General features: G+C 64.9%; 8 protein-coding genes. 5 read left to right on the top strand and 3 right to left on the bottom strand.

The genetic code is table 11. The annotated features are described in order from the left end of the window. Positions 1 to 119 precede the first annotated feature (119 nt). Together ACE3Q8_RS15480 and ACE3Q8_RS15475 are read left to right on the top strand one after the other, a co-directional pair. Positions 120 to 551, top strand: coding sequence for a hypothetical protein (locus ACE3Q8_RS15480; RefSeq protein WP_374471187.1), 432 nt, complete (start codon positions 120 to 122; stop codon positions 549 to 551). Positions 552 to 575: 24 nt separating this feature from the next. Beyond that, positions 576 to 1,337 (top strand): hypothetical protein, encoded by a 762-nt coding sequence (locus ACE3Q8_RS15475; protein WP_374471186.1) that lies wholly within the window; start codon positions 576 to 578, stop codon positions 1,335 to 1,337. On the opposite strand, the gene ACE3Q8_RS15470 is transcribed toward ACE3Q8_RS15475, so the two are convergent. Beyond that, a complete protein-coding gene (locus ACE3Q8_RS15470) occupies positions 1,334 to 1,807 on the bottom strand; it encodes a hypothetical protein (RefSeq protein ID WP_374471185.1) in 474 nt (157 codons plus the stop codon). The genes ACE3Q8_RS15475 and ACE3Q8_RS15470 overlap by 4 nt on opposite strands. Before the next feature lie 119 nt (positions 1,808 to 1,926). On the opposite strand from ACE3Q8_RS15470, the gene ACE3Q8_RS15465 reads away from it, so the two are divergent. Beyond that, positions 1,927 to 2,352, top strand: coding sequence for a hypothetical protein (locus ACE3Q8_RS15465; RefSeq protein WP_374471184.1), 426 nt, complete (start codon positions 1,927 to 1,929; stop codon positions 2,350 to 2,352). Between the two features lie 445 nt (positions 2,353 to 2,797). Next, positions 2,798 to 4,639 carry a hypothetical protein gene (locus ACE3Q8_RS15460; RefSeq protein WP_374471183.1) on the top strand — a complete coding sequence of 614 codons (1,842 nt, stop codon included), beginning with the start codon at positions 2,798 to 2,800 and terminating at the stop codon, positions 4,637 to 4,639. 159 nt (positions 4,640 to 4,798) lie between these two features. On the opposite strand, the gene ACE3Q8_RS15455 is transcribed toward ACE3Q8_RS15460, so the two are convergent. Continuing rightward, the gene (locus tag ACE3Q8_RS15455; RefSeq protein WP_374471182.1) at positions 4,799 to 8,551 is read right to left on the bottom strand and encodes a hypothetical protein; all 3,753 of its coding nucleotides are present in this window, start codon (positions 8,549 to 8,551) and stop codon (positions 4,799 to 4,801) included. Positions 8,552 to 8,825: 274 nt separating this feature from the next. Continuing rightward, the gene (locus ACE3Q8_RS15450) at positions 8,826 to 10,124 is read right to left on the bottom strand and encodes a hypothetical protein (protein ID WP_374471181.1); all 1,299 of its coding nucleotides are present in this window, start codon (positions 10,122 to 10,124) and stop codon (positions 8,826 to 8,828) included. 1,389 nt (positions 10,125 to 11,513) lie between these two features. Between ACE3Q8_RS15450 and ACE3Q8_RS15445 the strand changes: the two genes are divergently transcribed. Then, positions 11,514 to 12,212 (top strand): hypothetical protein, encoded by a 699-nt coding sequence (locus ACE3Q8_RS15445; protein ID WP_374471180.1) that lies wholly within the window; start codon positions 11,514 to 11,516, stop codon positions 12,210 to 12,212. Positions 12,213 to 12,379: the final 167 nt, after the last annotated feature.

The following is a 12,379-nucleotide window of genomic DNA, read 5'->3' as shown; positions in this document are numbered from 1 at the left end:
TGGGGCGCGAGGGGGGCTATCGGCAGTTTGGGGTTGAACGTCTGAAACTGGTCGAACTTGTTCTATTCACAAGATCGCAAATTGAGTGCGAGTGTCTTGCCGCGTGGGGAGGGGGTGAGATGTTCGGGTTGTTCAAGAAGAAGGCGAGAGCGGCGCCGCCTTTCCGCAAGGAACTCGCTTCGCCAGAGCCCACGGGCTTCACTGCCCAGGAGATCGCGACGTTCAACGGTTCGTATCTCCTCGTTCGGGCTGCCGTCTACGAACTCGGGGGCGAGCTACCCAGCCGATGGAATGAGAGCTTCTCGGCGTTTGAGGAGCGAGCGCCCAATCTTACGTTTGCGCAGGCTTGGATGATCCGGGCGTTCTACAATGGACTCCAAGCTAGCCTCTCCGTCTCTGCAGACCGGGAGTCCAAGATCGCTGACAGGATTGGACGGACTTACCTCAACGCGTACCCGGCAGCCGTCGACTCGCTCATCGGCCGCGCTTGCCTCGCCACTCAAGAGGCGTTCGTCGCCTATCTCAATCGGTTGGATGACGACGAAGGCTAATCGGAGGGATCGCTCATCTCGGTCGTGATGGATGCCACCAGAAAGCGCTACGACGCGTTCGGTGACGAGTGCGCAGGCGAGACGCACGCCACTTATGGGTTCGTTTGCGTAGCGGAACCGGACCTTCCTGCTATCATCGCCGGGCTAACGGACATCCGCGCGAGGCATGGCCTCGGCAGTGCGCCCTTGCATTGCAGGCAGCTCTTCCACTCCCATCAGCGGGAGCGCCTTGGGCTCGGCCATCTCGGCTTCGCCGATGTTCTGAAGATCTACCGCGACGTCGCAGTGCTGCTGGCCGCAGAAGCCTCAGGTCTCACCGTGACAATTGCCCGGTTCAAAGACTTCCCTGCACAGCAACGGGCGGACGATCCATTTCCCCGGGTCATTTTTGGCAAGAAGCAACTCGGGGCCTTCTGCGCTCACGCGGCGACGCTACCTCTCATGCATGCGGTTCGGGACGAAGACCTGCGTTTCTGGGTTGATCGTGATGCGACCCGGATGGAATGGCTCGGTCAGTCACGGCAGGCCTCCCTGGCAATCGGTGGATACCTCGATCTAGACGGGCAGGCGATCCGAGCCACGCCGCGCGATCTTGCCGAACTCGAAGACGACGGCCGCAGTGCACTCTTCCAGGCCGCTGACTTTCTTGCCTGGAGCGCGAACCGCGTTCAGGCGCGGGCGCGTTCGGCGAGTGCGCGGCAGATCGGACGGATTTACGACCTGATGCGCCCGCGCGAACTGCGACTCAGGATTGGCCTCGACGGCGGGATGCAACTACGAACCTAAGACCGTTTCGACGCCAGCGCGCTCGCGATAATGACTGCGCCCACGACGACCGCGACGCTCACGGGCAGGGCCGCGAGGCTCTTGGAAGCCGCCGCCCCGAGAAACCCGAGCAGGACAATCCCGACAAGAGCAATGGCGAACCCCGCTACGCCCAGCAGGGCTTTGCCGGCCAGGGGAACGACGCGCTCGGCAACGCTCTCGATGGGTTCAACAACGTAGGGCAAGAAGAACCTATTATAGGGTTCGCTCAGCAGCGCGCCGGTCCGCTTCAATGCCTTGCTCATGTGGTTCGGCACCAGCATGCCGAGCACGATGTAGGCGCTGATCGGCACGCCGACGAAGGCCCACGGTTCTATCATTCCGGAGACCGCGCATCCGATCAGGACGGCCACCCCGATAAAGGTTGTCGTGAGGCGGATGATCCACTCGGCGGCGACGCCCGCGCCACGGGCGATTTTGCTTAGGATCAAGATGGCCCGCCGTCCAAGCCCAGCAACCGCCGCAACTTTGACCTTACTGCTCAGCTTTGGCAACGTCAGGGCCTTCGATGCACGAGTGGCATCGTTTCGGCGGCAAGTCAGGGGGCGACATGGGTCCCATCGAGGTCAAAGGCATCATTCTCGGGATCGCAGCGCTGGGCGGGGTCGCTTCACTGTGGATTGGCTATCGGCTCTACTTCCACGGCGTGATCGAGAAGGGGAAGATCAACCTCACGGCGCCCGGCAGCGCCAAGATCACGATCTCGGACTACGGCCCCGGCGTCGCCTTCTGGGCGCTCGGAGCCTTTCTGCTGATCTTCGTCGTGACTCGCGACTTCAAGACCAGCACGGAGACCACCCGCAAGGTCGGCTCGTCGGCAGCGACCCAGCCGCCCTCGCAGGCGAAGGCGGCGACACCAGACGCCCCTCAGGTCGTGTACGAAGAGACCACGCGCTCGGCGACTGCCGCTGCCGCCGGTGACGCCACCGGACAGGCCACGGGCACGACCGCCGCGGCAACCGATGGGCCGCGCTAACTCAACACGAGCAGGACGACCGCTGCCAGCAGGGCCCACAACAGCCCTCTGACGGTGCGAAGATGCGTTCGAGCGGGTCCGGCGTGGGCGGCTCTGACAGGGGTTCGGCCGGCGCGGGATCGAAGACTGTGAAACTGACGCTCTCTACCGGCAGCAGCCCACCGCCATAGTAGAAAACCCTCCTGTTGTTGTAGCCGACGTACGCCGTGAAGAGGGCATCTAAGGCCCGCTGGGCTGGCCATGCGCGTCCCCAAGCCGAATCTGCTGCTGTGCTAGGCTGCCCGCCCTAACCACGCGGCGCGGGTCGACAGCTCATCCGCGCTGGGCGGCGTGTTGCTGTGAGGCCGATCCGATCTCTGAGAACTTCCGAACACGCCTGAGGGGGCTCGACGCGCGGATCGGCGATCTCGCCGGCCAGGCGTTCGCCGACGCCTTGCGTGGCGAGTTGGCCGAGCTGGTCGGCGGACGGTACCGCATCCGCCCGGGACGGCTGTTCGACGCCGCCGGGGCCGTCAGCGATGCGTTGCCGCTGATCATCGCCGCAACCCACCCCGGAGCTGGAGACGAAGGCGGCGAGGATGCGGAGGTGTCCACTGTCGCGGCCGTCGCGGACATCGTCGATGTACTCACCGAGGAGTCGCTCACGGCGGCCTATGCGCGGATCGCATCCGCCAAACGCCTGGCGAAGGGCCAGCACAGGGATACGCCAAACGATGCCTCGAACGGCACGCTCGGACTCGTCTTCGCCCGCTCCATTGATGGGACCGTGGAGCAGATCGTTGAGCGGCTCCAGGCGCTGAATGCCGAGACGCCGGGGGGGCTCTGGCTCGATCGTCTCGTGATCAACGGCGTCTGCGCCCTGGAGTACGGCATCCAGTTTCCCGGCACGTCCGCCCTTATGGGCTGGTTCCCGCCAACCCCGGACAACGGCCTGCCTTACCAGCCCGGAATCTATGTCATCTTGACCATGACCGTCGGTGGCCACGGCCCCGCGACGGGCGCGGCAACCTGGCTACTTCAGCACCTGCAGCTGTTTCGTCGCCCCACGGATATCCCCGAGCTTCCGAAGCCGGATCCGGCCGACCGCAAGGCGATAGTGGTCAGCGGCTTCCAGTACAATCTGGCCGGCGACCTGAAGCCGGTTCCCGACGAGTATTATCGGGATCGAATGGTGCCGGAGGTGCCCGTCCAAATCCTGAGCCCTGGGGCGAAGGAGCCGCTGGCGGCGCTTCGCTTCGTGCCATGGCAGGACGGCGGCGTGATCGTGCTCACAGGTAAGTTTCCGCTCAGCGGACTGCTGATGTTCGCGGGCCTGAAGCCCAACAGCTGGACCGTATTGCGGCAGCCCGGCGACCTGCAGGTCTCATCGGTGCTGCCGATGGACCGCGGTGGGTTCGCCCAGCTGTTGCGCGTCGCCGGCGGGCGCTCGAACCTGCGGTTCCATCAGCCAAAGGAGCAGTTCTTTTTGCAGAAGGGGGGCGACGAGGGGACGGCGTCGCCATACATCGCGCGTCTGATGCTCGGCCTACTTACGCTTCGGGACCAAGTCTACAGCGAAGACGAGGCCGGCCGGCTCGCTTTCGACCGGCTGTTCGAGGCGATGCACCAGTCGCTGTCGACCTGTCGGGAGAATGTCACCGACCTGACGCGGCTGTGGCGGGATCATTTGGAGGCCGTCACGTCCGGCAAGGTCGTCGAGAGGGGCGGTCAGGCCATCCGCATCACCGAGAGCATCGACAAGCCGCTACGGCGGGAGGTCGCCGACTTCCTAATCAGCGCCGTCCGCGTCTCCAAGTACAATCTCCAGAGCCTGGCTCGGCTGCTGGGCGCGGAAATCGGCTTCCTCTTCCAGCAGCCGGCGGCGTGCGAGAGTGGTCTAGCGCGCCTCGGCCACTCCGATCCGCGCCTCGCGGATTACCTGCGCCAGACGCGGGGCTGGTCAGAGGAACTGGTGCTGGCGCGCAATGCGATCGAGCATGAAGGTTGGGTGCTTCCTCGGGTCACCTACCGCACTTCACCCGACGCGGTCGTGCCGGAAGAGCCGGAGATCCGGGGGGTGCCGGTGACGCGTTTCGCCGAACGGATGCTGGACCGGACCTGCTGCTTTGTGGAGGACTTGGTCGCCCATCTTCTGATGGCGAGGTTCGGCGGGAAGATCACGCTGGCGACCGTCCCGCCGGCCAAGCGCACGGCTAGCTCGCCCCTGCGTTTCACGATCACTCTAGCGAGTGGCGGTCTCACACCTTGGGCCCTCGTCTATGACGACGTCACCTTTCTTGAACGGTGATGCGGCCTTGATCTAAGCCTTTAGGCGTCCGCTTCGCGGCCCGCTCCTAAGGTACGCTGCTGGCGATTAGCGGTGGCAGCACCGTCCGCCTGCCAGACGCCCTCGGCGACTGCGGCCTGGTTGCCACAGAGCCTCGCCGATTGGTGACAGCATCCGACTTCAGTCCCGCATCAGGTCCTGACGGGCGCGAAGGTCTGCATCTTCCGCATTCGCGTCCCAGCGGCTCGCGATGTCCTCGAGTAGCGCCGCGGTCCGTGGCCAGGCAACGGCGCGGTCCCGCCATTCACGATAATCGGCGGCGAGCTTCCGTTCTTGACTGCCGCCCTCGTACATCGCCTTCATGAACACGCCGCGCATGTTGAACCGCTCGGTCGCGACCCCACGCTCGATGTCGTGGGCGGCGAGAACCTCGAGGGCGTCACGCAGAGCACGGTGGGGCCAAGCGCCATCGGGATCGAGGGGCGCGTGGGCAAGGGCTCGGCCGATGTAGACGTCATATAGCGCGGCCCGCTCGGCCTCGGTGTTGGCGGCCCTAACGTCGGCGACCCAGGTAAGGACCTCATCCTTGTCCATCATCGGCGGGTCGCTGGAAATCCCGGGCGACCGCTTGAAATCGTAGAGCAATCGGAACCCCGCCTTCGCGCGCGCTTGGCGCTCGCCAGTCTCGGCTTCCCCGGTGTCGCTTTTAGCCTTGGGCGGATACACGAGCGCCAGAACCTCGGCGTAAAAGGCCCCGCTCTTGGCCATAAGCGCGTGAAGCGCCAGCGGTCGCTTCGCGTGGGAGAGTAGGGGGAAGATGCGCAGTTCCCGCGCAGCGACTTCCTCCAAGGAGAGTTCGCCGATGCCGTCCAAGAAGCCGAAGATTTGCTCCAAGCGATAATGAGCCATAGGCGCGTCTGCCCCGTCGCCACCGCCGCTCACGATCTCATCAATATGAGCGTCCAGCAGCCGCAACACGATCGCAGGCGTTAGCTCCTGCAAACGTCCCCCAGCCGCATCCAGCGCGGCACCCGGCCGACCGACCTCGACATACTTCCGCACCGTCCGAAAGAGATCCGCGCCACCGGGATCGAGCCGGAAGGCTCTCTTGCGGGTCCAGAACTGCCGGTCCACCTCGGGACCGAGGCTCTCGACGAAGTCCCAGGTATCGTCGGCTTCGGGCCAGGACAAAATCAGCTGCGCGGAGCGCTCCGGCGACAGAGTTACGTCTTCGATGAGCTTCTTCAGGCGTGCAGCCCAAGCGTCCGGGTGCCGCTTTCGCGCAGTGGACGAAGCAGACGCGGCAAAGCCGACGCGTTCAGTCGTGGGATCGCGCAACGCCACCGATAGGAGTTGCGCCAGTACGTCTAGATCGTCGATCTCGTACGCGGCTGCCTGGCCGACTGACCAAGGCAGCTTGGAGCGCGCCGCTAGGTCGACCAAGTGTTCGGCCGCGTTGGGCTGGACGAGAATCTCGCGCACGGCCGCGCGCCGCGCCTCAAGGATGGCTGCCTCATCGGGATCGGCCGCGCCGCCGATCGATGGGAACCAATCGTCGAACAGATCCCCGAAGCGCGCCGTGGCGTCCGCGGGCATGTAGGCGTCAACCAGCGCTTCGATCTGGGCGAGATGTTCGACCTTCATCGCCCACTCGGCGCTGGCGAACCTTCGGTGCCGGTCCCTTAGCTCGACCAGTGCGTCCCACACCTCCCGACGCTCTTCGGCCGGCGTGTGGGCCATGAAGTCGTTGATCTGGGCGATCGCCTCATCCCAAGGCGCGCCGCCGAACCGCTCCAGGTGGGGCACCAGCTCAGCCGTTCTGCGAGCATGCCCCTGCGCAAGCCTCAACACACGGCGGGCAAGCTCCGTGTAGAAGACACTTAGGCTCTCATAGGTGGGTGTGACGGCCTGCTCCTGGCCCGCCTCTCGAAACCGTGGTTTTGGCGTCGGCGTGCTGACGTCGTGGTCGCGCGGGAGGAGCGCGAGTGAGACGGACCAGCTCAGGTCTGCGCTTCGGCGCTCCACCGTCTCGAGCGCCGCGTGACGCAACGCATCGCTGGCGTACGTGTTGGGGCTCCAGGGCACGAGAATCTCGCGCAGGCTGTTCGTCGGCCGATTGGTGAGGCGACCGCCCGGGTCCACGAGAGCCAGCCGGGCCAGGATATCACAGACCCGCACCAGATAGGCTGGATCCCACGCCAGCATCTCCAGCGCCCACAGGAGGCCGGTGTGGCGGCTCGACGGCGACAGCGGCCCTTCGACTTCTTCGAACAGCGGCGCGATCTTGTCACCCTCGAGCAGACGCTCGAGGGCTCCCAACAAAGGGACCGGGGCTGCCTCCATCAGATAGGTCAGCTGATTGCGCAGGCTGGCGAGCAGCCGGTGACCCTGGTCGAGGTTGAGCGCCTGGACGAGATCGTTGACCCAGTCTTGTGGCGGAACGCCATTCAAGCTCAGGCCGGCCGGTTTCGACAGCACGGCGATCTGCAGGATGGTGGTCGATAGCCCATTGCGTAGCCACTCGCTGTAGGTCTCCTGTCGCTCCTCATCGAGCCGACGGTAGTCGCCAGGCTTCGGATCGGCTTCGACCACGGATAAGACCTTGATGGCCGCCGCACGGAATCGATCCAGGTCTACGGACCCCAGCCGGTGCGCGATGTGGACGAAGGCGTCCACTGGTGCACGTAGGCGCCAGACCGATCCGTTCTGCTCCAGCGGCGGGTCTTCCGTCCTCAGGAGCGGACGGAGGTCGCTCTCGATGTCTTCGTAGGCTCGGTTGCCGAGCGCGGCCAGGATGGCCCGGTCGTTGTCGTGCCGAGCGTCCCAGCCGATAGCCAGCAAGGGCGCCAGAAGCTTGGTGCCCTCGTCGCGCCAGCGAGGTGGCTCCACGTGGCCTTCGCCAGGAAAGGTTCGTTCCAGAACCGTGATAGAGCGGCCGCAATCCCGCGCCACGCGTGCGGCCTTATCCGGCTCGAGCCCCATCTTCTCAAAAGCGTCAGCCAAGACGTGCGCGGAGGGGCGCTCGAGAATCTCGGCGTCCTGGTTCGGCCGGTCAAAGCTGCCCGCCTTCAGGGTCGGCCCTCTGCTTGCGAGCATCGGGATGGTCGACATGGCCTGGCCGCGGGGCAGAAACACGCCTTGCTGCTCGTCCCAGAGCGCGCGCCCCGCCGCTTCGGTGTCGACGATCAGGGTCCGGGCCTCAAGATAATAGCGCTTGGCCGGCTCCGCCTTCCGGATGGCCGCGACGGCGAAGGCGACCACCTCCTCCGGCGAGTCCGCCACGAAGGAGACGGCACCGCTGCCGCCCATGAACCGATCGATGACCACCTCGGCGCTCTTCTCCCGCCCGCAGAGAAGGATGTCCTCGCTCAGCGGCTCCTGGAACCGGAGCACGTACTCGTCCCAGTATTGATCGGTAGAGCGGACGTCCGCAGGTCGGGCACCGATCTTCCGCGCCCAGCGCGCCGCGACGGACGGGCGATCCTCCAGCCAGTGGATGAGATGCGGGCCTTCAAGCAGCCGGACGTCCTTCCAGTCCTTCCGAGCCCTCTTCGCGTCGACCCAGTCGACGACCTTCACCTTGGGGTCATCCCACGTGAAGGGCGTGACCAACACAAGGGTGAGGTCCTTCCGATCCTCCGCCGGCACCTCCGTCGTCCGTTTGTCGTAGTCCGCGGTCAGTTTCGTTCCGGTCGCGCCGGATACTCCGAACTCCCAGACGGAGCGGCCATCAGGCACGTGCGGCGGCACACCGACGGCCTCAAGCCAGCCGTCGAAGCCCCGTACCTGACCCTTTCCGCCACTCGGGAAGCGGATATCGCTGATGGCCGGGGCCGAGGCGCGGATCAGATCTGCCACGAGCTCGGGGAGATCCGCGCGCGCCTGCAGGGTTTGGGCCCAGATATCTAGCTGCTCGATGGTGATCCACTTCATGCCCGCCACCGTACGAGAGGCTATCGGCCCTGACCATCCGCGCGACCGATGAATGGAAGCCCGCCTCTCGACCGCGGCCGGATCCTGTTTCGCACTTCCGCCATCCCCAGGGTTCGCGTGGTCCTTCAATGGTCGAGGGGGGACCGTGTAGGACAACTCGCTTCAACGTCCGCTCTGGGGCGAGATCCCAATGTCAGCTTGTGGCGCTAAGCGAACGCCGAACGGCCGCAGGTGATTAGACTCGCCCGCTGGCCAGCCCCGGACCCAGGCCGAGTTATTCCTGGTCGATCTGAAACGTCCCGTCCCGCCGCCAGAGCGTCCCGTTGCTCATCTGGACCTCATGGAAGTCGTCGGGCAGCGCCCCACCGGTCGCGTCCGCCCAGCGCTTCTCCCACGCGGCGTCGCGCACGTCGTCTGCGAAGAGCCGGACCCGGTGCTCGTGGCGTATGCCGGCCCGCTCCCGGAAGTGGCGCAGATCGAAGTAGGCGTCGCCGGTCTCGGCTAGGGGTGCTTGACCATCGCGGAACGTCGCGAAGATCGTGGGCAGCTCACAGAAGTCGTCGCCGACCTCGTCGATCTCAAAGATGTCCTCGTACGCGAGGTCGCGTAGGGAGAACAGGAAGACTTGCTGATGCTCGGGCAACCGCGACCAAGGGCCGATCACCCGGTCGGAGAGCGCCTGGGATGAGGCGTCGGCATCCCGCCAAAGGTGATCGGCCTCGTGCGGCACGGCGCGATTGAGCGCCGAGGCAACGTCCCACTCCTTCGTATCCGGGCGATAGAAGCCGTGAAAGCAGCGGACGACTAGCCGTAGGCCCTGGGGGCCGAGCGATTTCATCGCGAACGGCCGCCACAGGAACCGGCCGCTCTCGAGCGTTTCGCGCCCCGTCCACGGATAACGGGTGTCAGCGGGGTCGCGCACGATGACCGGCGTACCCGGCCAGCCTTGCCCCTTGTCTAGCAGCCGCTTGAGCTTGCGCTTCACGGTCGTGATCCGACGCAGCGCCGTGGCCGTGCTCCGCCTACGAATCTGGAGTGAAATGCCGAAGTAGGCGAACAGCAGATGGTCGTTCTTTGGCTGATAGAGCAGGTCCTCTAGCTCGCCCTGTCCCCAGACGTGGATTTCCTGGACCCCGCGCGCGCCGCACCAGTCGCGGCACGCGTCGCGCGCGGCCTTCGAAAGGTCGCACGCGGCGACGAAGACCAGGCCATACAGGCCCTCGAATGTCTCAGCCGGCATCGCCTCCAGATGCCGGAGCATCGCGGTCGGGCCGATGGTGCGCTCCCGCTTGCATTGGATCAGCCAGAGCCGGTCATCCGTACCCTCGGCGGCGGCGTCCTCCGCCTCTCCTTCGATCTCTACAGGCGCGTCGCTGACCCCGCGCGCCGTGAGGTCGCGCGCCTCCCAGCCGCGTGCGTCAAACCCGGCGTCGGAGCCGGCGCGGCCGGTCGCCTCAAGTTGCCGCCACGGCCGAAAGTCGTATGCGAGCTGGCGGACGAGGTCCTCGAACCGCTTCGGCTCTAGGTGCTCGAAGGGCAGGGGGTTTGTGGTGCGGGTCGGCGTCGCGGCCATGACCCTAGTTGGTGCGGCGAGTCCGTCCGCGCGGCCAGCAGGCGGCTTCGGAATCGCATGCTGGCACCAAGGTCGCTGCAAGTAGCCATCGCATGAGTGTCCGCTTTCTGGCCGATCGCAATGTCGGCTTGTGGGGCAGAGCAGCCTTGCCCCGAGCGTCCTCCGTCAGACTTCGAGTGGGGCACCGCCAGCGATTACTCTAAGTACACATATGCCCGAGCGGAGTTATGGAACATACGCCATAAATATGGGGCATATTCAGAATTCCGCTCACCCCCTATTGTTTCACCATCGCGGGTTGGGGCGATAGTTATCGCTATGTCGTTCCGCGGAATGGCAACGCTTCGGGTCGTGTGGATAACTTGCGCGCGATCAGCGGTGGAGTATCGTTCGTTGACTCTCGGGTGGATTCTTTGGAGTCGCGCCTATTGAGTCAAACTCAAGATATCCTACCAAGCAGGAAGGAGGCCAAAATCAACTAAGTTCGGGAAGAGGAAAGGGCCGGAGCTCTGCAAAGCGCCGGCCCGGAATGCTCGTGTAGATATCTCACCTACGCGCTGACCTTCTCCCGCCATCGCAAAGCTGTCAAGCGGGCGCTCGCACCGAACGAGCTTGCTTGACCTAAACCATGCCGCGACCGCGGCAGGGAGAGAGAAGTCATGGCCAGAACACCGCGGCCTGGTCGCCGCGCAACTCCAACTCGCCCAAGCATCCAGATAGCACGCATGCCGGTACCGATCACTGATCGTGGCAGCAGGCCCCAGAGCGCTTACGCCATCTTCGTAGTCGCCGCAGACAGGACCGTCCTCGCTTGGCGAATAGTGACGAAACGAGACCTCGATTGCGCCATTGAGGGGGAGGGCGGAAATGTCTGAGCACCTCCCCCCGGGTGATGAGCCCTGGGATCCCCTGAGGTCCCTGTCGCCGCAGGAGCAAGAGCGAGCCGCCGAAGAGTTGAGCGTTCTTCGAGATCTTGCAGCTCTTCTCCACAGGACGCGCGCTGACGTCGAAGCTGCGAGCCGGCGCCTCAATCGCCACCCTTCGACCATCTACAGAAAGCTTCGAGCCCTTGGGGGCCGCGCAGGTAGCATCCGAGTTCTTGTTGGTGCCAAGCGAGGCTATCCCAAGGGAGTGTCGCGTCTACACCCCAGGCAGGTCGAGATCATCGATTATCACCTGGAGACGCACTACCTCCAGCCGTCCAAGTCGCCCCTCTCGGAGACGACCGAGTTGGCAGGCGATCAGTGCGAGGCCGAAGGCTACTCACGACCGTCCCGTGCATCGGTAATCCGGCGCAGGGACCAAATTGCAGCGCGAGTGGTCGCCAAGCGTCGCGATGGTCGCGCGGCTGAACACAGCGCCACTCCGCACCCGGGCCGGCTGGAGGTTATGGAGCCGTGGGAGATCTATCAGATCGACCACACGCTGACGGACGTGATCGTGGTCGATAGCGAGCATCGGAGGCCTATCGGTCGCGCGTGGCTGACCGTGGTTATAGACGTGTGCACGCGCATGGTGGTCGCCTTCTGGGTGGGCCTGGACCCACCATCGATCTTGCGAACCGGCGCAGTGATCGACCTCGCGGTCAGCAGCAAGAGCGATTGGCTCCACCTGCACGGGTATGACTATGAATGGCCTGCACAGGGCCTTCCGAAGATCGTCCATACCGATAACGGGGCCGACTTCCGGGCGGAGGTGATTCAGTCCGCCCTGCGCGACCAAGGTGTAAAGCCCAAATTCCGTCGTCAGCGACGGCCCCACTGGGGGGCGCACGTGGAGCGCGTGATTGGCACCTTCATGGGCAAGTGCCGGGTCCTACCTGGAGCAACCCAGAATAGTCCGAAGGCCCGCGGCGACTACGACAGTGTGGGCTCCGCAAGTGTTCTCGTTTCCGAGCTACACGCCTGGTTCGCGCACGAGATACTCGGAAAGTATCACCTAACCCCTCACGGAGGCCTTGGTGGCGAGACGCCGCTCGACGCCTGGAAGTGTCAAACGGCGTTGAAAATTGACCCCCTATCGGCGTCCGAAATTGACCCCTCTGTTGGTTGTCCTGGGCTGGCGGCGAGGCGCGTAGCCATCAGCTAGCGCAGCGCGTCGCCGCCGGGTGAGCTGCGTGAGATTCAGCTGCCCGGAGGGGGTCTGGGGGAGGTTGAATAGATTGTGGATCAAGCCCTGGTCTTGAGGCGCCAGCTGTCGTTGCCTGCGGATTCCGATCACTTCGGCCGCCGATTCCGGAGCCACTTCGGCCGGGC

This window comes from Phenylobacterium sp. (genome assembly GCF_041913825.1).
Lineage (GTDB): Bacteria > Pseudomonadota > Alphaproteobacteria > Caulobacterales > Caulobacteraceae > Phenylobacterium.
The sequence above is the reverse complement of the archived record's forward strand: the minus strand, read 5'-3'. Positions and strand labels throughout refer to the sequence as shown.

What these genes read in the sequence shown, in the direction of transcription:
- ACE3Q8_RS15480 (WP_374471187.1), top strand. Translation starts at nt 120, where the DNA reads ATGTTCGGGTTGTTCAAGAAGAAGGCGAGAGCGGCGCCGCCTTTCCGC.
- ACE3Q8_RS15465 (WP_374471184.1), top strand. Translation starts at nt 1,927, where the DNA reads ATGGGTCCCATCGAGGTCAAAGGCATCATTCTCGGGATCGCAGCGCTG.
- ACE3Q8_RS15455 (WP_374471182.1), bottom strand. Translation starts at nt 8,551, where the DNA reads ATGAAGTGGATCACCATCGAGCAGCTAGATATCTGGGCCCAAACCCTG.
- ACE3Q8_RS15450 (WP_374471181.1), bottom strand. Translation starts at nt 10,124, where the DNA reads ATGGCCGCGACGCCGACCCGCACCACAAACCCCCTGCCCTTCGAGCAC.
- ACE3Q8_RS15445 (WP_374471180.1), top strand. Translation starts at nt 11,514, where the DNA reads ATGGAGCCGTGGGAGATCTATCAGATCGACCACACGCTGACGGACGTG.